This is a genomic window from Ruegeria sp. AI2, from assembly GCF_056541275.1.
The window spans coordinates 760,958-780,232 of sequence record NZ_JBQFYB010000001.1 but is presented as its reverse complement, the minus strand read 5'-3'; the positions used below and the strand labels follow the sequence as shown (position 1 = coordinate 780,232).

Below are 19,275 nucleotides of genomic sequence, written 5' to 3'. Positions count from 1 at the left end.
TCAACCGAAATTCGCAAGCGCCGGAAAGGTTTCCAGCAACCACCAACTGAAGCGGGTGAACAGGCCCGTGATCAGCATGATGCCCACGAACAGCAGCAGCCCACCCATGACTTTTTCGATCACACCCATATAGGGTTTGATCCGGTTCATCACGGTCATAGAGCGGTTGAGGAACATGGCAGCCAGCAGAAACGGAATACCCAATCCAGCCGCATAAACACCCAGTAACAGCGTTCCACGCGCCACCGAGGCCTCGGATGCCGCAAGTGACAGGATCGCGCCAAGTTGGGGGCCTATGCAAGGCGTCCAACCGAAGGCAAAGGCCAATCCAAGAATATAAGCACCAAAGACCGAACCACCGGAATCACCGGTTTCGATCCGCGCTTCGCGGTCCAGAAAGGGGATGCGGAAGACGTTCAGGAAATGCAGACCAAAGACAATGACAACGGCACCGGACAGTTTGGCGAAAAGTACCTGATTTTGCAGCACAAACGCCCCGAAGGCAGATGCAGTGAAACCCAACAGCAGAAAAACTGTCGACAGGCCCAACACAAAGAACAGCGCTGACATGGTTGCCTTGCGCCGGGCGCGGGCCTCATCCTGCATCTCGTTGATCGTGACACCGCTCATATATGCCAGATAGGGCGGCACGATGGGCAGCACACAAGGCGACAGAAAGCTGATCAGGCCACCCAGCAGGGCAACAAACATGGCGGGCAGCAGCCCCGCGTCTATGATTTCTATTCCGAACATGTTTTAGCACATAAGTGATGAATGGCGGTCCGTCACGGGGCCAATGAGTCACATCCTCGTGCTTGGAATCTGGACAATATTACAACTTCGCCCTATCCCGAAAATCATGTCAGAGATTACAGATACGCTGGATGCGCTGGGCCTTCTGTGCCCCCTGCCCGTCCTCAAGGCCCGCAAACGGCTGAAATCCATGCCGCAAGGCTCTGTGCTGCGTGTATTGGCTGATGATCCGGCAGCCATCATCGATGTCCCGCATTTTTGCGCCGAAGCTGGCCACACCTTGCTGTCTCAGGATTTCGACGGCGCACATCAGATCTATCTGATCCGAAAATCCGACTGACTTAACGACAAAAGAAAGGCGGGCAAACCTGCCCGCCCTTTCATCATTTACCCAGCGACCACCATCCGCGCCGTTTGGGCCTGTCGGATTCTGGTTCAGGTTCATCTGCCACAGTTTCAAGCACCGGTTCAGGTTCTGTTGCCACGGGTGTTTCTGCAACGGGCGCGTCTTCGACCGGCTCATCGGCAGATTGAACTGCAGGTTCTTCCACCGCTGCCACCGCTTCAGCCTGTGCGACTTCTTCGGTCTGTTCGGCTACCTCTGTTGCTTCAGGCGCAGCATCAGCGGCCTCAACAGCTTCGCTTTGCTCGGCGACCGCCGCCTCGGCAGGTTCGGCTTCGGCGTCTGAGGCCGCTTCTTCAACCGCGGGAGCATCAGCCCCGGCATCGGCGTCCGTTGCTGCAGGCTGTTCCGCAGCCTCATCTGCTACAGAATCTTTCTTACGACGACGCGGAGCGCGCTTACGCTTAGGCTTGGCAGGTTTTTCCTCTTCGGTCGCTTCGGCTTCGGCTGCCTCGACAGTGGTTTCGGTTTCAGCGGATTCACCTGTGGCATCCTCCTGCTGTGTCCCTTCACCGTCATCCGCGCCCTGTTCCGGCGCGTCACCATTGCCCCCACCCTTCTTGCGACGACGACGGCGGCGCTTGCGCTTGGGTTTGGTGTCATCTTCGGTCGGCGTAATATCCTCTTCGGTTTCGTCATCTTCCGAAGAATCGACCAGATCCATCAGCGAGGCATCGACCGACACGACAGGTGCTGTCGCTTCGGGAACAATGCGGCTGGCGGTCTTGAATTTCTCCATCGAGAAATCCGGGCTGACCAGATGCACATCGCCTTCGATCCGTACAGACAGGCCATAGCGCGATTCGATCTGTGCAATATGCTCGCGCTTCTGGTTCATCAGGAAGTTCGCGATACTGACTGGGCAGCGCACCAGAACCTCGCGTGAGCGGCGGCGGGTGCCTTCCTCTTCGATCTGACGCAGGATCGACAGTGCCATGTTGTCGTCCGAACGGATCAAGCCGGTGCCGTGGCATGCCGGGCATGGCTGCGTGGTCGCCTCGATCATACCGGGGCGCAGCCTCTGACGGCTCATCTCGAGCAGGCCAAAACCTGAAATCCGGCCGACCTGAATGCGGGCACGGTCGGTTTTCAGCTTGTCCTTCAGACGCTTTTCAACGGACGCGTTGTTCTTGCGCTCGTCCATATCGATGAAATCGATGACAATCAGACCGGCAAGGTCACGCAGACGCAACTGGCGGGCCACTTCTTCCGCAGCCTCCAGGTTGGTTTTCAGCGCCGTTTCCTCGATCGAGCCTTCTTTCGTGGCCCGGCCCGAGTTCACGTCGATTGCCACCAGCGCTTCGGTTACGCCGATCACGATATACCCGCCAGATTTCAGCTGAACGGTCGGGTTGAACATCCCCGCCAGGTAGCTTTCCACCTGATAGCGCGCAAACAGCGGCAGCGCGTCCTCGTACCGTTTCACATTCTTGGCGTGCGACGGCATGATCATCTTCATGAAGTCTTTGGCGATGCGGTATCCGCCTTCGCCCTCGACCAGAACCTCATCGATATCGCGGTTATAAAGGTCCCGGATCGACCGTTTGATCAGATCGCCTTCTTCATAGATCTTCGCAGGTGCGATGGATTCCAGGGTCAATGCCCGGATCTGCTCCCACAGGCGTTGCAGGTATTCATAGTCGCGCTTGATTTCCGATTTGGTGCGCTTGGCGCCCGCAGTCCGGATAATCAAACCCGCCCCCGTGGGCACATCAATATCCGCGGCGATTTCTTTCAGTTTCTTGCGGTCAACCGCGTTGGTGATCTTGCGGCTGATCCCACCGCCACGGGCGGTGTTTGGCATCAGAACACAATAGCGACCGGCCAGCGACAGATATGTCGTCAGGGCTGCCCCTTTGTTGCCGCGCTCTTCCTTGACGACCTGCACCAGCAACACCTGGCGCACTTTGATCACTTCCTGAATCTTATACCGGCGTGGGCGTGGCTTGCGCGGAGGGCGGATGTCTTCGCTGTCGTCTTCCTCGGCCACGGATTCAATCGTGTCATCTTTCGCGGCAGCGTCAGCGTGTTCTTCATCAGCGTCGCCATCATCTGCGTCCTGGTCATCTTCAGACAATTCAGACGCTTCATCGCCATCGTCAGCGCTTGAAACATCCGCCGCGTCATCAGAATCCCCTGCTGCGTCGTCTTGTGAAGACTCAACTGTTTCAGCCTCTGCCTCGTCTTCCGAAGCCGTTCCCTCTACAGTGTCATCTGACACAGCTTCCGGCGCTTCGTTGTCCTCAGGCTCCTCAACAGGGGTCTCAGCGACGACTTCCATTGGCGATGTCCCCTCGGGCACCTCCATGTCCGCTTCGTCACTTTCGTCAAAATCGATGGTTTCCATACCGGTCGGCTCGGTCGAAACTTCCATCGTTTCGACCAAATCGTCCGACTTCAGATCCGCGGCCTTCGATCGGGACCGAGAACGCCGCTTTTTCGGCTTGCCCTCGTCGGCCTCATCCCGCGCCTTCATGGCCTCGGCATAAGCGCGCTCTTCCTCCATCAACGCCTCACGGTCGGCGATGGGGATCTGGTAATAGTCCGGGTGAATTTCCGAAAACGCCAGGAAGCCGTGCCGGTTCCCGCCATAATCCACAAAGGCCGCCTGAAGCGACGGCTCAACCCGTGTTACTTTTGCAAGATAGATGTTGCCAGCAAGCTGGCGCTTGTTTTCGGATTCAAAATCGAACTCCTCGACCTTGTTTCCGTCGACCACCACGACGCGGGTTTCCTCCGCGTGGGTGGCATCGATAAGCATTTTCTTAGCCATGTGTCCTTGGTGCACCGCGCCAAACGCGTTGTCCTGACCCGTCCAGGTGGACAGGCACATTTGGGGAGGTGTCTTGTCAGGGCGATATTGGACGGCGCGCGGCAGGGTCTGGCGCTGTGGCCCCCTGCCCGGTCACTCAATCGTTGCGCGCGCGTCATCGCGGTTCTTCTCCGACAGGCGCGTTAGCCGCAGCCTGCCCATTATTCCTTTCGCCCGACATGTCGGACTCAGGTACTACATTGCCCCAAATGAGGCACAATCGGTCTGCTTTGCGGCGAACAATCCGTCATCACCATCAGCAAAGCAGCGAAACTCAATGATTCGGGGCTTATGGACACAAAACTGGCCCGGCCCGTCCGGACACAATAAAAGCAGTCCTGTGGAAAAGACAATGGGCAAACTGCACCGCCCCTGCCACGGCGTGCGGGATCGCCTTCATCTGGCCAAAAATATCCCGGGGGAGTCGCCAAAGGCGACGGGGGCAGAGCCCCCGCCACAAAGTTTACAGATAGTCCGACCGCTGGAGGCCGTATTTGGCCATCTTTTCATTCAGCGTCCGGCGCGGCAGGCACAGCTCATCCATCACAGACGCGATCGAGCCTTTGTGCCGCCGCATCGTGTTGTCGATCAGCATCCGTTCAAAGGCTTCGACATATTCCTTCAGCGGCTTGCCTTCAGTGGTCATGACCGGCTGCATTTCCTCGTGATCTGACATCAACAGCGAGGCGATTGTTCCGGACCCGCGGCGCGATTGCAGCACCGCGCGTTCGGCAATATTGATCAACTGACGTACGTTCCCCGGCCAGGGCGCCTGCAACAGCTGCGCCGCTTCCTGAGCACTTACCTGAGGCGCATCACAGCCGTATTCTTCGGCGAACTGCTCGCTCAGACGGGTAAACAGGGTCAGAATATCCTCGCCCCTCTGGCGCAGGGGTGGCATGGTGATGCGCAAGGCGGCCAATCGGTAGAACAGGTCCGGCCGTAAGACATCTTCGGAGGTTTTTCCCGCCTCTTGCAGGTTCGAGATCGCAACGATGCGTGTCTCGGCCGGCGTGCCCTGCTCGTTCATCACGCTGAGCAGCTTGGCTTGCAGGGAGTCGCTGAGCGCCTCGACATCTTCCAGAACCAGCGTCCCGCCCCGCGCCTCTTCGATGGCGGGCAATTGGGCATCTTCGGGCATCATCGGCCCAAACAGACGTTTGGCCAGCGCGTCTTCCTCGAGTGCCGCGCAGGACACCAGCACGAACTTCTTACCGGCACGGCTGCCAACCGCGTGCAAGGCGTGTGCAACAAGCGTCTTTCCGGTTCCTGTCTCACCGTCGATTAGCACATGGCCATCCGCCTGACCCAGATCGAGGATATCCTCGCGCAGGCGTTCCATAACCGGGCTGGCGCCGATCAGCTTGTTCATGATCTGGGTGCCGCCGGACAATTCACGGCGCAGCGCGCGGTTGTCCAGCGTCAGACGCCGCGCATTGCTGGCCCTTTTGGCCAGCTCGGACATGCGGTCGGGGTTAAAGGGTTTTTCAAGGAAGTCGAATGCACCGACACGCATCGCCTCGACAGCCATCGGAACATCGCCGTGACCGGTGATCATGATCACAGGCAAGGTGCTGTCAGCGCCCATCAGCTTTTTGAGAAGCTGAATGCCGTCCATTCCGGGCATCTTGATGTCCGAAATAACAATCCCAGGATAATCCGGACCCAACACCTTGAGCGCATCTTCCGCGCTGGCAAAGGTTTCCGTGTCGTAGCCGGACAAAGCGAGCCACTGGCTGATCGACTGGCGCATGTCCTGTTCATCGTCAACAATGGCAATTTTCATGGCTTGTGCCATAGTCATTCCTCGTTATTCCGCGGCTTCAAGGCCGTCTCTTCCCAGTGCAGGCAACTGCATTTCAAACACCGCACCGCCATATTGGCCGTTGCGCGCAGTCAGCCGTCCCCCATGGTCGTTCACGATCCCTGACGAGATGGCAAGCCCCAGACCAACACCGTCTCCGGGCTGTTTGGTCGTGTAGAACGGCTCGAACAGGTTTTCGATATCCTCGATTCCGTGCCCGTTGTCGCGTACGGTCAGCACTGCCATATCACCTGCTGCCAGGATGATTTCCACATCCGGCTCTACCACTGATTTGGTGGCGTCCAGCGCGTTTCGCAAGAGGTTGACCATGACCTGCTCGATGCGCATTCGATCCCCCATTACGATCACAGGTTCCTCTGGTACGATCTGCGTGATCTTCACGTGGCGCTGACGCAGTTGAGGCTCCATCATCGACAGGGATGAGGCCAGCGCTTCACCAAGATTTACTGGTGAAAACGCATCCGCGCCCTTGCGTGCATAAGACTTGAGCTGCCGGGTAATTGCGCCCATCCGTTCGATCAGACCATCGATGCGGCCAAAGCTGGCAAGGGCCTCTTCCGGGCGGTTGCGGCGCAGCAGCAGACGGGCCCCGGCAAGATAGGTTTTCATTGCCGCCAGAGGCTGGTTCAACTCATGGCTGACCGCTGCCGACATCTCGCCCAGGGCGGCCAGCTTCGAGCTTTGCGCAAGCGTCTGTTCCGCCAAATCCAGCGTCTTTTCAACCCGTTCACGTTCAGCGATTTCCCGCTGTAGCCGTGCGTTCAATGCGCGAAGCTCTGCCGACTCGCGCTGGAACAGGGTCATGCGCAACGTGGCACGGCGGCTCAACGCATAGAACGCAAGCGCCAGAAGAATCGCAAACCCCATGATTTCCAGCGCCAGAACGCTGTTCACCTTTTCCCGGATCGAGGCATAGGTCGTGAACGAGGTCATCTGCCAGCCGCGGAACGGAATGCGCGTCTCGATCCGCATTACCGCTTCGCCCTGAAGATAGGCATCAGGCGGCAGCGCGGTCCAATCGGTTGTTGCTCGGATGGCGCGCTGGATCGCACCTTGTGGAGGTTGGCGCAGCATCGCCGTGTTCTCATCCAGCCCGCGCCACCGGGGTTCAGTAGACAGAATGATGTTGCCGGTGCTGTCGGTAACCATCACCGCGTCCGAGATACCGGCCCAGGCGCGTTCGAACTTCTGCAGGTCAACCTCGACGACGATCACCCCCAGAAACTCCGCCCCGTTCTCCAACCGGCGCGAATACACAAAGCTGTATCCGCCTGCATCCTTGGGAATAACGGAGAAGATCGTCGCGTTCGAGCGGATCGCATCCACAAAATAGGGCGTGTTCCGGTGCCCCTCGCCCAACCTGCTTCGGTCAGTTGCGGCAACTGTTCGCCCGTCGCTGTCCAGCAAAACCAGAGAGGCCGCGCCGATCTCTTCCACGAATGAAATAAGGCGCTGTGTCGACAGGGTGTAATCGCCTGACTGCAATGCCGAAATCAACGTCGGGTCGCGGGCAAGCAATTGCGGAACAATCGAGTTGCGGCGCAATTCACTCAGCAAGTTGCCCGAATACAGCGTCAGCCGCAGTTCCGCCCGGTTGCGCGTGGATTCGGTGAACCTGTCGGTCAACAGCCGGTTCGTGACCCACACCGTTGCAATTGTAGCGACCAGCAGAACAAGAACCGCCAGCCGCAACCGCCAGCCCAGCGGTGCACCACGAAACGGTTTCAACATATTTGACCAGCCAGATCGAACTTCGGGGTTCATTGCGAAAGGTTACGCCCCGGCGGGCGAGACCTCAAGTCACGCCGCTTCAAACACACCTGACAATGCGCGGAACAACGCCACCCCGTCTGTGCCGCCATGACCCTGATCGGCTGCGCGTTCGGGGTGCGGCATCATTCCAAGCACGCGGCGGTTTTCCGACAGGATCCCGGCGATATCCCCAACCGAGCCGTTCGGGTTTTCGGCATAGGTGAACGCGATCCGGTCCTGATCTTTCAAAGCGGCCAGTGTCGTGTCATCCGCAAAATAGTTGCCATCGTGGTGCGCAATCGGAATACCGATCACATCGCCTGCGTTGTAACCGCTGGTAAACGCGCTGTCGCTGGTTTCGACCTTCAGGCCGACGGTCTTGCAGATATATTTCAGCCCGGCATTGCGCAGCAACGCGCCCGGCAGGATGCCGGTTTCCGTTAGAACCTGAAAACCGTTGCAAATTCCGACGGCATAACCGCCACGTTGCGTGTGCTCGACCACGGCCTTGCAAATCGGCGATTGCGCCGCGATTGCGCCGCAACGCAGGTAATCTCCGTAAGAGAACCCGCCGGGAACACCCACGATATCAATACCTTCGGGCAAAGCCGCGTCTTTGTGCCAGACCATATCGACCTGAAAACCGGCCTGCTCAAAGGCGACGGCAAGATCTCGGTCACAGTTGGATCCGGGGAATACGATTACGGCTGCACGCATGGCGGGCCCTCCTACGAGACAAAATCTGTGACAATCGCAACACCCGGAGGCGTTGGATGGTCAAAAGCGGCAAGCTCGGCGCTTACCTGGTTCAGGGTTATTTTCCGGGTCACCAGCGGGCTCAGGTCGACCCCTTGACCCGCGATCAGCGACAACAGCGACGGATAGCGCCAGCTTGGCATCCCGCGGGTGCCAAATACGGAGAGCTGACCAGAATAGAGCACATCCATCGGCAGCAACATCTGCGCATGGTCCCCTGCGGGCATTCCGATTTGCACCATGCGCCCCATTTTGCGCAGGGATCGCATGGCGGAAACGGTCGTGGCTTCGACGCCAAGTGCCTCGATCGCAACATCGGCACCGCCACCGGTGATGTCCTTCACCGCCTGAGGGGCATCGCATGTCGCAGCGTTGACCACCGCATCGGCGCCCAGAGTTTCGGCATAGGCCAGCTTGTCCTCGGCGATATCGACAACGATTACACGCGCGCCAAGCGCCTTGCCCAGAAGAAGTGTTGATATTCCGACGCCGCCGCCGCCAAAGACAGCGATCCACTCACCACCCTGCACTTGCGCCCGGCCAACAAGCGCCTGCCACGCCGTGGTTACGCGGCACCCCAATGCGGCAGCGATTTCGGGCGCGATGCTGTCGGGCAAGGATGTCAGGTTGGCATCGGCATGAGTCACGGCAATATATTCAGCAAAAGCCCCGTCACAGGTAAAGCCGGGTACGACCTGGTTCGGACAGATTGTCTGATGACCCTGCGCGCAGTCCGGACAATGCCCACAGGCTAGGATAAAGGGCGCAATCACCCGGTCCCCGACACGCCACCGTGAGACGCGCGCACCGACCGAGACCACCTCGCCGCAAAACTCGTGGCCGGGTGTCATGGGCAGGACAACGTCCGGGTCTGAGCCCGACCAGGCGTGCCAGTCGGACCGGCACACGCCGCAGGCCAGCACCCGCACCACAACACCGTCTTCGGCGGGAACCGGGTCGGGGATCGTCGACACCTCAAGCGGTTGACGATAGGTGATCAGACGCGCGGCCCGCATCAATCAGACCAGTTCGATCTCGTAGCGTTCGATGACGGTGTTGGCCAAAAGCTTTTCGCACATCTCGGTCACGTCTGCCTCGGTCGCGCCATCGGCAAGCTCAAGATCGATGACTTTGCCCTGACGTACACCTTCGACCTGATCAAAGCCCATTGCACCCAATGCGTGCCGTACTGCTTCGCCCTGCGGGTCCAGCACCCCGTTCTTGAGCATCACATGAACCCGTGCTTTCATTTTGGCAACTCCAACTGTGGGCCGCATACAAGGCCCATTTCGTTGCGCGGGGGATAGCGCGCCTGATGGGTTTCGACAACCCTGTTTCAAACGCAGTTTGCCGCAGGCGAGTGACGATCCTGCGCCGTCAGTTGGACCTGAGTAGTTTTGTTGGCGCAGCAGCTGGAAACTTCGGAATAGTCATCTGATCAAACGGCCCGGCCACACGCAAACACCCTGCTCTGCCAACAACTTGGCAAAGGCAAAACGCCGCCCTGAGGGGGCGGCGCTGCTGAGAAGGAATGTTTAGTTGATCAGCGTCGGCTTGGTGACATTACTGGCAGGCAGCACACCCAGCCTTCGGGCGACCTCGGAATAGGCATCTGTCAGACTGCCCAGATCGCGGCGGAATACATCCTTGTCCAGTTTCTGACCGGTCTTGATATCCCACAGGCGGCAGCTGTCCGGGCTGATTTCATCCGCAACAACCAGCCGCTGATAGTCGCCTTCAAACACGCGCCCGATTTCGATCTTGAAGTCAACCAGACGGATGCCCACCGCCAGCATCACGCCGCTCAGGAAATCGTTCACGCGCAGCGCAAGGCTGAGGATGTCGTCCATGTCCTGCTGGCTGGCCCAGCCAAACGCGGCGATGTGTTCCTCGGTGACAAGAGGATCGCCCAAGGCATCATCCTTGAAGCAGTATTCAACGATCGGACGAGGCAATTGCGTCCCTTCGGCAATGCCAAGACGTTTCGACATCGAACCCGCCGCGTAATTGCGCACGATCACTTCCAGCGGAATGATCTCGCAATTGCGCACCAGTTGTTCGCGCATATTAAGGCGCCGGATGAAGTGGTTCGGAATGCCAATCTGGGTCAGTCCGGTCATGAAGAACTCGGACAACCGGTTGTTCAGCACGCCTTTACCGTCAATCACGTCCTTCTTCTCGGCGTTGAATGCGGTGGCGTCATCCTTGAAATACTGTACGATGGTGCCCGGCTCAGGGCCTTCATACAGAATTTTGGCCTTGCCTTCGTAGATTTTCTTGCGACGCGCCATAAGCGACCTTTCCAGACTGGCGAAAGGGAATGAGTCCCTTCACGTTGGCGTCCTCATAGTGCAAGCCCTGCGTTCCCGCAAGTTCGCTGCCCCGAGGGCCTTTGACGCAGCGCAAATACCTTGCACCCAGAGTGTCCTATTGTCATATCATCAGTGAGAAACGGTAATCCAAGGGGTCCCCAACCAATGACCACATTCGACGAACGTGAAGCCGCGTTTGAAAGCAAATTCGCCCATGACGAAAAGATGCAATTCATCGCACGGATGCGCCGCAACCGCTTTATGGCTGTCTGGGCGTCTGCGCTGAAGGGCGAAACTGTTGAACAGGCACGGAAATACGGACAGGAACTGGTTCATACCGACCTGCAGCATGTCGGCGAGGACGATGTTGTCGAGGCAGTCAAAGCCTACTTGGGTGATCTTGCAGATGAAGCCACGATCCGTTCGAAAATGGCCGAGCTTCTGGTTGAGGCCAAAGAACAGGTGATGGCGGAAGGCGAGCATTGATTGCCTGAAATGCAAAACTCATGATCTTCATGAGTTTTATGAATTTGATTTGACGCCCTGGTCATGAGACATGGGGCGTCTCTGTTTTTTTGCAGCGTTTATACGCTTTTTCTGGAATAACCCTATGACAAACGCGCTGAGCAAACTTCTGGACACCAAAGACGCCATCCTTGCGGACGGTGCAACGGGGACCAACTTATTTAACATGGGTCTGCAATCAGGTGATGCGCCTGAGCTGTGGAACGTGGATGCTCCGGACAAGATCAGGGCGCTGTATCAGGGGTCAGTCGATGCGGGCAGCGACCTGTTTCTGACCAATACGTTTGGAGGTACTGCGGCGCGTCTGAAACTGCATGATGCGCAGAACCGCGTGGGCGAGCTGAACCGTATCGGCGCAGAACTCGGACGTGAAGTCGCAGACAAAGCCGGGCGCCCTGTTGTCGTGGCCGGATCGGTTGGACCCACCGGCGAGATTATGGAGCCGGTCGGCAGCCTGTCGCATTCCGAAGCGGTTGAAATGTTCCATGAACAGGCCGAGGCTTTGAAAGCGGGCGGGGTTGACGTTCTTTGGGTAGAAACCATCAGCGCGCCCGAGGAGTTCCGCGCGGCAGCCGAGGCCTTTGCACTGGCCGACATGCCCTGGTGCGGCACGATGAGCTTTGACACGGCCGGGCGCACAATGATGGGTGTCACCTCGGCCGATCTTGCGCTTTTGGTTGAAACCTTGCCAAACCCACCGATCGCTTTTGGGGCCAATTGTGGTACCGGCGCGTCGGATATCCTGCGCACGGTTCTGGGTTTTGCTGCGCAAGGCACCGAGCGCCCGCTGATCTCAAAGGGCAATGCGGGCATTCCGAAATACGTGGATGGCCATATCCACTATGACGGGACACCCGAACTGATGGGTCGGTATGCTGCCATGGCGCGGGATTCGGGCGCCACAATCATCGGCGGGTGCTGCGGGACCATGCCCGATCATCTGCGCAAAATGCGCGAAGCGCTGGATACCACTTCGCGCGGCGAGCGCCCGACACTGGATCAGATCACCGAGGCACTGGGGCCGTTTTCGTCGGCTTCGGACGGAACCGAGGACGACGCGGGCCCCGAACGCCGTACGCGTCGCCGCCGCCGCGCCTAACGCTTATCAACGCCCTTCGAATTTCGGAGGGCGTTTTTCCATGAACGCCACTACACCTTCAGCAAAATCCCGCGACCGGCCACATTCACCTTGAAGATGCGCCTCGGTCGCAAGCTGCTGCTGCAATGTGTTTTCGTACGTCCCGCGAATGGCACGTTTGATCGCGCCATAGGCTGCGGTTGGACCTTTGGCCAGATATTCTGCCCTTTTGTGCCAATGTTCGGCAAACGTATCATCGGGCACAGCTTCCCAGATCATGCCCCATTCTTCGGCCTGCCGGGCGCTGATCTTGTCAGCAAACAAGGCGGCCCCCATCGCTTTGGCCAAGCCCATCTGGCGCGGCATGAACCAGGTGCCCCCGGCATCGGGCAGCAAGCCGATACGTGCAAACGCCTGTAGGAAATACGCACTTTCCGTTGCAATAACCACATCCGCACACAGCGCAAGGTTGGCCCCTGCCCCCGCAGCAGGTCCGTTTACAGCAGCGATCGTCGGAACCGGACAGCTGTGGATGGTTTCCAGCATCGGCTCGTATTCGTCGCGCAATGATCGTTCCAGATCGATCTTACCGGTCGATGATGCATCGCCCAGATCCTGCCCGGAACAAAACGCCGGACCTGCCCCGGTGATAACGATACAACGCGCTTTAACCGCGGCGTCTTTCATCGCGTGGGTAATCTCTGCCCGCATCCGAGTGGTCAGCGCGTTCATCTTGTCCGGTCTGTTCAGGGTCAGAACCGCCAGACCGTCCGATATGTCCAATAGAACCGTTTCGTAATTCATGAAGACTTTTCCCTCGCGCCACGTGTTTAAGCACGTTTACTTGTCCGGGCTGGTTGGGAAAAGCAGAACCAAACGTCAGTCTTCAAGAATTTGGCGAAGGCGTTCCTGTTCTTCTGCGCTTAGAGCTTCGGTTTCACCTGAAACCTGCGCCCTGGCGCGTGTGCGAAGAAAGTTCAACCCGACTGCGGCAGCGATCAGCAACATGATCGGCCCGGCAAGCCACAACAGCAGATTCGAGCCACTGGTGGTGGGCTTGAGCAAGACATATTCGCCGTAGCGGTCAACGATAAACGCGACGGCCTCTTCGTCGCTGTCACCCGCAACCAGGCGTTCACGCAAAAGCAAGCGCAGATCGCGTGCCAGTTCAGCGTTGCTTTCGTCAATGCTTTCATTGCGACACACCAGGCATCGCAACCCAACACTCAGGTCGCGCGCGCGCTGCTCCAGAACAGGGTCGTCCAGAACTTCATCAGGTTGTACCGCAAACACCGGCGCTGCCAGCAGCAGCAGGATCAATACAAGGCGTTTCATTCTGCGGGTACTCCGCCAGCGGGGGATTTGCGCGCACCTGCGGCGACACGGAACCGCCTGTCGCTCAGGCTGAGGACACCGCCGAGCGCCATCAGGATACATCCACCCCAGATCCAGTTCGCCAAAGGCTTGATATAGGTGCGCATGACCCAGCCGCCATCTGCCTGCTGATCCCCGATGACGACGTAAAGATCACCAAGAAAACGATAGTCAATCGCGGCCTCGGTCGTCGGCATGCGTGCAACGGGATAATCCCGTTTCTCGGGATGCAGCGTTCCGATGACGCGACCGCCCTTTTCGACCAGAACATCAGCCGTGGTTGAAAAATAGTTCGGCCCCTGTACCCGTCGCACGTCCTGCAATGTCAGTGTAAACTGACCCACTTCGAACGGCTGGTTCAGTTGCGCTACACGGATATCTTCCGCCTCCCACGCGGTCAGACCGGCAATCGCAAAGATCGTCACCCCAAGACCGGTATGGGCAACTGCCTTACCCCAATCGGCGCCCGGGAGTCGGATCAGACGTTTGAAGCTGCCATTGCGGCCTGTCCGGCTCCACAAATCAATGGCGGCGCCGAATGTAATCCAAGCCCCCAGAAACAAGCCTACGGGTCCTAACGCGCTGCGACCGGTCTGCATCGCCCAAACCAACAGCGCAATCGCCAGCGCCAGACCAAAGGCATAGCGCAGGGACCAGGCCGTTTTGCCCAGCCGACCGCGTTTCCACGGCAGCATTGCCCCGATTGGCAGGATAAGCCCCAGCAAAACCATGAACGGAGAAAACGCCGCGTTGAAAAACGGTGCCCCAACCGAAAGTTTGCGGTCAAACATCATCTCGGCCACCATCGGCCACATCGTCCCAACAAAAACGACGAAGCAACTGACCGCCAGAAGGACATTGTTCACGATCAGCGCGCTTTCGCGGCTGACCATGCCAAAAACGCCCTTGGCCTCCATCGCTTGCGCGCGTGTGGCAAACAAGGTAAGCGCGCCGCCGATGAAGAAGACCAGAATGATCAGGATGAACACACCGCGTTCCGGATCATTGGCAAAGGCGTGAACCGAGGTCAGCAGCCCCGAACGCACGATAAACGTGCCTATGAGGGAAAATCCAAACGCGATGATTGCCAGCAGAATGGTCCAGCTTTTCAATGCTTCGCGTTTTTCCACAACAATTGCCGAGTGCAACAGCGCCGCCGCCAGCAGCCAGGGCATGAAGGACGCGTTTTCGACCGGGTCCCAGAACCAGAAGCCGCCCCAGCCCAATTCGTAATAGGCCCACCAGGACCCCAGCGCGATACCGATAGTCAGGAAAACCCAGGCCGCCAGCGTCCAGGGGCGTACCCACCGGCCCCAGGCCGCATCAATACGCCCTTCGATCAGGGCAGCAATCGCAAAGCTGAATGCCATGCTCAAGCCGACATAGCCAAGGTACAGAAACGGTGGGTGGAAGGCCAGCCCGGGATCTTGCAGCAGCGGGTTCAGGTCGCGCCCGTCAAACGGAGCGATGGCAAGTCGGTCAAACGGGTTCGACGTGAACAGGATAAAACCGAAAAACGCCACGGCAATAGCCGATTGAACGGCCAGAACACGGGCTTTGAGTGTCGGTGGCAAGCCGCCACCAAAGAAGGCCGCCATCGCACCAAACAGGGTGACAATCAGCACCCACAGCAGCATAGATCCTTCGTGGTTGCCCCATGTTCCACTGATCTTGTACAGCATCGGCTTTGCCGTGTGGCTATTCTCGACCACAATCCTGAGGGAGAAGTCAGACGTTACAAACGCCCAGATCAATGCACCAAATGCAAACGCCGTCAGCAGGAACTGGACGATCGCGGCGGGCTCTGCAAAGCCCATCCAGCCGGTCCAGCGTTTTGAGGCGCCGATCAGGGGAACAACGCTTTGCACAATTGCGACAAAGAACGCGAGGATCAGGGTGAAGTGGCCAAGCTCTGTAATCATGCCCCGGAATATACGCCGGTGCGGAACCGGGGGCCATGACCTTTAGCTTGTTCTGCACGCACAAAGTGTCGCGGGTCAGATACCGCGTAGCTTTCGCCAATCGTTCAGCGCCTGGTTTTCCTCGGGACTTATGACATCGCTGTTCAGCACAGCATCCGGACCGGGATCAGCAACTCCCGGGCTGTCGCTCTGCATCGTGCGCAAGGCCTCGATATTGCTCATGACCGTTGGCAGTTGCGTCATGGTTGAGCGGATATCCCGCTGAAAATCCTGCATTTTACTTTGGTGACGCGCGCCAAAGTAAAACGATACGATCACGCCCAGCAACCACCAAAGCGGCTCTGGGACCAAGGCTATGCCCTGCATCCGTGCGGCAAACCATATTGGGTCGACCATGGCGGCAACAAACAAGCCAAGCGTTCCCAATGCCAGCGCCGGGCGCGGTAACCTGTTCACGCCGTCCATGACACGGTCAAAAAGACCCTTCTGAGGTGCCTGAAATTCAGAGCCAAACTGTAACATGGCTTGAGTTTGAATCTCATTGGCGCGTACTGCGCTTGCTTCGGTGTTTTCACGATAGAGTTCTGCGGTTTCCTGCAAGACGTTGCGCCCGTTACCAAATAAAAGCGCCAGCACACCTGAAATCAGCCCCATGCCGCGATCCTTCTGGTAAATTCGCTGTCCGAAAGATGATAACGCGGCGACAGAAACTCTTCGGCCCGTATTATCCAGCCACCTTTGCCGCCTGAACGGTTGCGCGCGTATTTTCTGGATGCAGGCCGCCGATCAGCAAGGCGAAAATAGTAGTTTCGCCGCGCAATCCCGTAGGCGTCGCGCAGGACGTCGGGCTCTGGCTGCGCCGCGCTTTGGCAGGCCGCCACGGTTTGCGGGCCTATCACGCCGTCGGCGGTGACGTTAAACCCCATTTCCTGTAGCAGCCGCTGAAGGATCTTCACCGCCTGCGCACCGGCATTCACATACATGTCGAAAACCGAAGCATGCAGGGTTTCGGGAAGCTCCGCAATGTGCGGCTTGTCGAAATAGTGCTGCACAAAGATTTCGACCGCTTGCCGAGGGGACAATGCGCGCACATCAGCCTCGTCAACCCGGCCGTCGCCAGTCAGATCCACACCCAGCCTGCGCAGGGTGTGAATCGTGACCCCGAACTTGGTTGCCCCGCCCGGATCGTCGGGGTCATCAACAAAGCCCCCTTCACGGGCCACAATCTCTTTGGCAATTTGGCGAACCGTTTGCATACCACCCTCGTAACGTTAGGTGGCCACACCGTTTCCGACAGGTATTAATGATTTAAAACGAAACGGAGCGCTGCATGCACCAGGCACGCAACGCTCCGTAACAGATTCAAACGGCTTCAGCTTTCTTCCGCGCCTTTGTAGACACCTTGCTCTTTCAGAGCGTCCATGACCTCTTTCGGCATGTAGGTCTCATCATGTTTGGCAAGAATTTCAGTCGCTTCAAAGACGCCGTTAACGTAACTTCCCGTGCCGATCATTCCCTGATTTTCCGAGAAAAGGTCAGGTAGAACACCTGTGAACGAGACCGGAACGCTTTCGCCGCCATCCGTTACAACAAAACGGATGGTTTCGCCCTGTCCGCGGATGATCGAGCCTTCTTCGACCAAGCCGCCAATCCGAAACACTTCGGTCGGTTTCGGCGGCTCTGCAATCACCTCGCTGGGCGAGCGGAAAAAGTTGATCCCGTCCTGCAATGCCCAACCAATCAACGCAGTTGCCGCCACCAAGGCAACAACTGCCACCAGAATGACTTGTACACGCCGACGTTTCTTGAGCGTTTTCATACCATCCTCACGGGAAAAGTGGGGCCATCATCAGGCCCAGAGTTTCATCTTCACCTAACATCAGGTTCGCGTTCTGCAAGGCTTGCCCACTGCTACCTTTTGTCAGGTTATCCAGCGCCGCAATCACAATTGCGCGCCGCTCAATCCGATCGGCTACAACACCGATGTGACAGAAATTCGACCCCCGCACATGGTGGGTCGAAGGGGTCTCACCCATCGGCAGCATCTGGATGAACGGCTCATCCGCATAGGCTTTGGCAAGCGTTTCGTAGATGCTGTGCGGGTCACCCTTCACATAGGTTGTGGCCAGAATTCCCCTGTTTGCAGGAATAAGGTGAGGCGTGAACTGCACATGCACAGCCCGACCGGCAAGTTTCGAAAACTCCTGATCGAACTCGCCAAGATGCCTGTGTGTCCCTCCGACGGAATAGGCATTGCTGCCTTCGCTCAGTTCAGCGTGCAGCAGGTTTTCCTTCAGTGACCGCCCTGCCCCTGATACGGCGCATTTCAGATCAAGAACGATATCGTCCAGATCAATGACCCCGGCAGATATCAGTGGCCGCAGAACATATTGGCCGGTCGCCGCATTGCACCCGGTACCCGCAACAAGCCGTGCCCCCTTGATGTCTTCGCGGTAGAACTCGGTGAGACCATAAATCGCCTCTTCCTGCTGTTTTAGCGCGATATGCGGATTGCCGTACCATTTTTCGTACTCGTCGGGGTCTGCCAGCCGGAAGTCTGCGGACAGGTCAATGATTTTCAGGTCTTTCGGCAAGTCCCGGATCACTTCCTGACTGGTTTTGTGCGGCAAGGCGCAAAAACACAGGTCGACCTGCGCAAAGTCGATCTCGGAGATTTTGCACAAATCCGGCAGATCCATGTGGCGCAGATGCGGGAAGACCTGCGCCATGGTCATGCCAGCCTTACGTTCGGCGGCCAGCGCGACGATATCCATGTTCGGGTGCTCGGCGATCAGCCGCACCAGTTCAGCGCCAGTATAGCCCGAAGCGCCCAGAATTGCGATTTTGTGGGTCATGTCAGACCTCTTTCACTTGAGTGTCACATGTTTCGACCGCCGATGCGACGGCCTTGAAATAAGGGAAGCAGAGCGGCTGCGTCCTTGACCTAAGTCAGGCAGCCTGGAACGTGATTTGTCGTCGGAGGAACTGCGTCGCCCGGTCGCTGACAACATTGGGTTTGCCTGTTGTCAGGAAACCACTTGGGCCGTCGCCCAACATGGTGGGGTGACGTTGCAGGTAATCTGCCAGGCTTTCAGCAACAAGCGCACCCTGGCTGTAAACCTGCACATCTTCACCCAACGCCGCCTGAAATGCTTCGGCCATCAACGGGTAATGCGTGCAGCCCAGAATAGCGGCCTGAGGTTCCGGCATCTTGCGTTTCAGCGCATCCACATGGCTGCGCACCAGGGCTTCGGCCAGGATCATGTCGCCGTCTTCTATGGCATCCACAACGCCGCCACAGGCCTGTGCCTCGACATCCACACCGATGGCCCGGAATGCCAGTTCACGCTGAAAGGCCCGGCTGGACACGGTGGCAGGCGTTGCAAACAACGCCACATGTTTGACGGCCACTTCGCGCGGCGGAGAATTGTCGCCCCATTGCCGTTCGGTCAGCGCCTCGATCAACGGGACAAAAACGCCAAGAACGCGTTTGCCGCTGGGCACGCCCTCTTCCTGCATGCGCCGCAACGCTGCGGCGCTGGCCGTGTTGCAGGCCAGAATCACCAGATTGCAGCCACGCGACCACAGATCCTGAACCGCCTTGCGGGTCAGCTGATAGATATCCTCGGCATCACGCACACCGTATGGCGCGTGTGCACTATCTGCAAAATACAGGAAATCAACGTCCGGCAGACGTTGCTGCGCGGCACTCAGGACGGTCAGACCGCCCAAACCGGAATCGAAGATACCTACTGCCATTAGA

Annotated in this window: 19 protein-coding genes; 3 read left to right on the top strand and 16 right to left on the bottom strand. The window is 58.1% G+C overall.

The annotated features are described in order from the left end of the window. Positions 1-753 (bottom strand): cytochrome c biogenesis CcdA family protein, encoded by a 753-nt coding sequence (locus ACR0LL_RS03830; RefSeq protein WP_209504008.1) that lies wholly within the window; start codon positions 751-753, stop codon positions 1-3. Positions 754-859: 106 nt separating this feature from the next. Here ACR0LL_RS03830 and ACR0LL_RS03825 point away from each other — a divergent pair, with 106 nt between their 5' ends. Then, positions 860-1,093, top strand: a complete 234-nt coding sequence (locus ACR0LL_RS03825; protein ID WP_209504009.1) for a sulfurtransferase TusA family protein — start codon at positions 860-862, stop codon at positions 1,091-1,093. Between the two features lie 43 nt (positions 1,094-1,136). Here ACR0LL_RS03825 and ACR0LL_RS03820 read toward each other — a convergent pair whose 3' ends face one another. The 7 genes from ACR0LL_RS03820 to purC form a co-directional block, all read right to left on the bottom strand. Then, positions 1,137-3,929 (bottom strand): Rne/Rng family ribonuclease, encoded by a 2,793-nt coding sequence (locus ACR0LL_RS03820; protein ID WP_480584128.1) that lies wholly within the window; start codon positions 3,927-3,929, stop codon positions 1,137-1,139. Between the two features lie 502 nt (positions 3,930-4,431). Next, complete coding sequence (locus ACR0LL_RS03815) at positions 4,432-5,766, bottom strand: sigma-54-dependent transcriptional regulator (protein WP_267364599.1); 1,335 nt, start codon at positions 5,764-5,766, stop codon at positions 4,432-4,434. 12 nt (positions 5,767-5,778) lie between these two features. Further along, positions 5,779-7,524, bottom strand: a complete 1,746-nt coding sequence (locus ACR0LL_RS03810) for a sensor histidine kinase (RefSeq protein ID WP_480585260.1) — start codon at positions 7,522-7,524, stop codon at positions 5,779-5,781. A 69-nt stretch (positions 7,525-7,593) separates the two neighbouring features. Next, on the bottom strand, positions 7,594-8,262 hold the full coding sequence (gene purQ / locus ACR0LL_RS03805) for a phosphoribosylformylglycinamidine synthase subunit PurQ (protein WP_480505287.1): 669 nt from the start codon (positions 8,260-8,262) through the stop codon (positions 7,594-7,596). A gap of 11 nt (positions 8,263-8,273) precedes the next feature. Then, positions 8,274-9,317, bottom strand: coding sequence for a zinc-dependent alcohol dehydrogenase family protein (locus ACR0LL_RS03800; protein ID WP_480584126.1), 1,044 nt, complete (start codon positions 9,315-9,317; stop codon positions 8,274-8,276). A 3-nt stretch (positions 9,318-9,320) separates the two neighbouring features. Further along, complete coding sequence (purS, locus tag ACR0LL_RS03795) at positions 9,321-9,551, bottom strand: phosphoribosylformylglycinamidine synthase subunit PurS (RefSeq protein ID WP_117872765.1); 231 nt, start codon at positions 9,549-9,551, stop codon at positions 9,321-9,323. Between the two features lie 285 nt (positions 9,552-9,836). Next, positions 9,837-10,592 carry a phosphoribosylaminoimidazolesuccinocarboxamide synthase gene (purC, locus tag ACR0LL_RS03790; RefSeq protein ID WP_209504015.1) on the bottom strand — a complete coding sequence of 252 codons (756 nt, stop codon included), beginning with the start codon at positions 10,590-10,592 and terminating at the stop codon, positions 9,837-9,839. Between the two features lie 186 nt (positions 10,593-10,778). Here purC and ACR0LL_RS03785 point away from each other — a divergent pair, with 186 nt between their 5' ends. Continuing rightward, entirely contained in the window at positions 10,779-11,099 is a 321-nt protein-coding gene (locus ACR0LL_RS03785; protein ID WP_267364605.1) for a DUF1476 domain-containing protein, read from the top strand. Positions 11,100-11,223: 124 nt separating this feature from the next. Next, the gene (gene bmt / locus ACR0LL_RS03780) at positions 11,224-12,237 is read left to right on the top strand and encodes a betaine--homocysteine S-methyltransferase (protein ID WP_267364607.1); all 1,014 of its coding nucleotides are present in this window, start codon (positions 11,224-11,226) and stop codon (positions 12,235-12,237) included. A gap of 6 nt (positions 12,238-12,243) precedes the next feature. On the opposite strand, the gene ACR0LL_RS03775 is transcribed toward bmt, so the two are convergent. The 8 genes from ACR0LL_RS03775 to murI form a co-directional block, all read right to left on the bottom strand. Beyond that, a complete protein-coding gene (locus ACR0LL_RS03775) occupies positions 12,244-13,020 on the bottom strand; it encodes an enoyl-CoA hydratase-related protein (protein WP_480584124.1) in 777 nt (258 codons plus the stop codon). Between the two features lie 75 nt (positions 13,021-13,095). Next, complete coding sequence (locus ACR0LL_RS03770) at positions 13,096-13,551, bottom strand: cytochrome c-type biogenesis protein (protein WP_480481083.1); 456 nt, start codon at positions 13,549-13,551, stop codon at positions 13,096-13,098. Continuing rightward, positions 13,548-15,512, bottom strand: a complete 1,965-nt coding sequence (locus ACR0LL_RS03765) for a heme lyase CcmF/NrfE family subunit (RefSeq protein ID WP_480584122.1) — start codon at positions 15,510-15,512, stop codon at positions 13,548-13,550. Before ACR0LL_RS03765 ends, ACR0LL_RS03770 begins: the two co-directional genes overlap by 4 nt. Positions 15,513-15,587: 75 nt before the next feature. Beyond that, a complete protein-coding gene (locus ACR0LL_RS03760; RefSeq protein ID WP_480584121.1) occupies positions 15,588-16,166 on the bottom strand; it encodes a holin family protein in 579 nt (192 codons plus the stop codon). Further along, positions 16,157-16,768, bottom strand: coding sequence for a holin-associated N-acetylmuramidase (locus tag ACR0LL_RS03755; protein WP_480584118.1), 612 nt, complete (start codon positions 16,766-16,768; stop codon positions 16,157-16,159). The genes ACR0LL_RS03760 and ACR0LL_RS03755 overlap by 10 nt, the downstream gene beginning before the upstream one ends. A 116-nt stretch (positions 16,769-16,884) precedes the next feature. Then, positions 16,885-17,331: a cytochrome c maturation protein CcmE gene (ccmE, locus tag ACR0LL_RS03750; RefSeq protein WP_209504023.1), complete on the bottom strand. Its 447-nt coding sequence runs from the start codon at positions 17,329-17,331 to the stop codon at positions 16,885-16,887. A 7-nt stretch (positions 17,332-17,338) separates the two neighbouring features. After that, positions 17,339-18,367 (bottom strand): N-acetyl-gamma-glutamyl-phosphate reductase, encoded by a 1,029-nt coding sequence (argC, locus tag ACR0LL_RS03745; RefSeq protein WP_480584115.1) that lies wholly within the window; start codon positions 18,365-18,367, stop codon positions 17,339-17,341. Positions 18,368-18,461: 94 nt separating this feature from the next. Then, positions 18,462-19,271, bottom strand: coding sequence for a glutamate racemase (gene murI / locus ACR0LL_RS03740; RefSeq protein WP_480584112.1), 810 nt, complete (start codon positions 19,269-19,271; stop codon positions 18,462-18,464). Positions 19,272-19,275: the final 4 nt, after the last annotated feature.

Coding starts and splice junctions, on each gene's coding strand:
- ACR0LL_RS03830 (WP_209504008.1), bottom strand. CDS start 753: ATGTTCGGAATAGAAATCATAGACGCGGGGCTGCTGCCCGCCATGTTT.
- ACR0LL_RS03825 (WP_209504009.1), top strand. CDS start 860: ATGTCAGAGATTACAGATACGCTGGATGCGCTGGGCCTTCTGTGCCCC.
- ACR0LL_RS03820 (WP_480584128.1), bottom strand. CDS start 3,929: ATGGCTAAGAAAATGCTTATCGATGCCACCCACGCGGAGGAAACCCGC.
- ACR0LL_RS03815 (WP_267364599.1), bottom strand. CDS start 5,766: ATGGCACAAGCCATGAAAATTGCCATTGTTGACGATGAACAGGACATG.
- ACR0LL_RS03810 (WP_480585260.1), bottom strand. CDS start 7,524: ATGTTGAAACCGTTTCGTGGTGCACCGCTGGGCTGGCGGTTGCGGCTG.
- purQ (WP_480505287.1), bottom strand. CDS start 8,262: ATGCGTGCAGCCGTAATCGTATTCCCCGGATCCAACTGTGACCGAGAT.
- ACR0LL_RS03800 (WP_480584126.1), bottom strand. CDS start 9,317: ATGCGGGCCGCGCGTCTGATCACCTATCGTCAACCGCTTGAGGTGTCG.
- purS (WP_117872765.1), bottom strand. CDS start 9,551: ATGAAAGCACGGGTTCATGTGATGCTCAAGAACGGGGTGCTGGACCCG.
- purC (WP_209504015.1), bottom strand. CDS start 10,592: ATGGCGCGTCGCAAGAAAATCTACGAAGGCAAGGCCAAAATTCTGTAT.
- ACR0LL_RS03785 (WP_267364605.1), top strand. CDS start 10,779: ATGACCACATTCGACGAACGTGAAGCCGCGTTTGAAAGCAAATTCGCC.
- bmt (WP_267364607.1), top strand. CDS start 11,224: ATGACAAACGCGCTGAGCAAACTTCTGGACACCAAAGACGCCATCCTT.
- ACR0LL_RS03775 (WP_480584124.1), bottom strand. CDS start 13,020: ATGAATTACGAAACGGTTCTATTGGACATATCGGACGGTCTGGCGGTT.
- ACR0LL_RS03770 (WP_480481083.1), bottom strand. CDS start 13,551: ATGAAACGCCTTGTATTGATCCTGCTGCTGCTGGCAGCGCCGGTGTTT.
- ACR0LL_RS03765 (WP_480584122.1), bottom strand. CDS start 15,512: ATGATTACAGAGCTTGGCCACTTCACCCTGATCCTCGCGTTCTTTGTC.
- ACR0LL_RS03760 (WP_480584121.1), bottom strand. CDS start 16,166: ATGGGGCTGATTTCAGGTGTGCTGGCGCTTTTATTTGGTAACGGGCGC.
- ACR0LL_RS03755 (WP_480584118.1), bottom strand. CDS start 16,768: ATGCAAACGGTTCGCCAAATTGCCAAAGAGATTGTGGCCCGTGAAGGG.
- ccmE (WP_209504023.1), bottom strand. CDS start 17,331: ATGAAAACGCTCAAGAAACGTCGGCGTGTACAAGTCATTCTGGTGGCA.
- argC (WP_480584115.1), bottom strand. CDS start 18,367: ATGACCCACAAAATCGCAATTCTGGGCGCTTCGGGCTATACTGGCGCT.
- murI (WP_480584112.1), bottom strand. CDS start 19,271: ATGGCAGTAGGTATCTTCGATTCCGGTTTGGGCGGTCTGACCGTCCTG.